This window comes from Candidatus Cloacimonadota bacterium (assembly GCA_011372345.1).
Classification (GTDB): Bacteria; Cloacimonadota; Cloacimonadia; order Cloacimonadales; family TCS61; genus DRTC01.
In genome coordinates this window covers 1-1,502 of record DRTC01000649.1, presented here as the reverse complement: position 1 = coordinate 1,502, position 1,502 = coordinate 1, and the positions used below count along the sequence as shown (strand labels likewise).

Annotated in this window: 1 protein-coding gene; it reads left to right on the top strand. The window is 30.6% G+C overall.

Features of this window, described 5'->3' with window-relative positions; genetic code table 11:
- Window positions 1-353 precede the first annotated feature (353 nt).
- A partial coding sequence (locus ENL20_12440; GenBank protein HHE39361.1) for a tetratricopeptide repeat protein occupies window positions 354-1,502 on the top strand: 1,149 nt, incomplete at its 3' end.

Below are 1,502 nucleotides of genomic sequence, written 5' to 3'. Positions count from 1 at the left end.
TTTCCCACTTGGATTTATGAAAATTGAATATCTATAAACTGCGTAGCAGTGCTATCTTTGTAATAAAATGCGTTAGCATTTGGCAAATGACAAAGACAATATATCAGCTTCGTAGAAGCGACAACTGTAAATGATGAAAAATATCACTGCGATGCAGTTTTTTAAGAAAAGAGAGTTTTTAAAACCAAATGTTAACGCATTTTATTACAAACATATAACCTCTGCGAGGTTGACAATATGACTTAATTTAAATTACAATTTGAAGTGGGAAATGTCAGTTAGCAATATTTCATTTGACATATAAAACCATTTTCACGAACTTCCATTTTTGTTTTTCGGAAAATAGGAGTAAGATGAAATTCAGAATTATTGTTTTAATTTTTATCTTAAACATATTTTTACAATTATTGTCTCAAACACCAATTATAGACAGTTTACAAACAAAATTGGAATCTGCGAAAGGAATAGAAAAAATAGATATTCAGATAGAACTTTCGAAATTGTTTCGAGAACAGGATTTTGCGAAGTCTCTAGAAATCGCTGAAAATGCTCTCGAAGAATCTCAAAAAATCCATTACCAAGAAGGTCAGGCTGCTGCTTTGAGGAGTATTGCAGATCTATATTATGATTATCGGGAAAGTGAAAAAGCAATAAGTTATTATCGAAAATGCATCAAAATTTTTTCTCGTCTGGATAACAAAACCGGAATTGGATATTGTTATAATGCAATTGGCAGCATTTATATAAAAAATGCGGATTATGATAATGCTCTCGATAATTTACTGAAGTCATTAAAAAAATATGAAGACGCGGGAGGTGTTGATTTAAAGTCAGGAACACTCAATAATATCGGTTTAGTTTACAAAGAAATCGGAAATTATGAAAAAGCACTGGAATATTTTATTCAGGCTTATGAATCCAGTATTAATACAGAAGATTTTTTGAACACCTGTCATATTCTAAACAATATCGGTGTAATTTATAACCAGGTGAAACAAGAAGATAAAGCGATCGATTATTATCAGCAGGCGATCGAACTTGCTCAGAAACACGGTGAGGAAAAAATCATTGCACAATGTTATAATAATATCGGAAACATTTTCTCCAAAAATGGAGATTTCCCGAAAGCCCTTGAATATTATCTGAAAGCTTTGGAAATCAAAAGGAAAGACGAAGATCAGAAAGCAATCGTTTATCCTCTTATAAATATTGGAAATGTCTATATCGAGCAGGAAAAATTTCAGGAAGCAATCTTATATTTGGAAGAAGCGCTGGAAATCTCTCAAAAAAATAATTTAAAAGAATTATCCCGTGATGCATTTCTTTCTTTATCAAATGTGTATGAAGCTCAAAATAAATATCAAAGATCACTGAAATTTTTTCAATTATATTCAGCCTATAAAGATTCTATTATGAATGAACAAATTTCGGAAAAAATCTCCAACATTGAGATAAAATTCGAAACGGAAAAAAAGGAAAAAGAGATCGAAATCTATAAACTT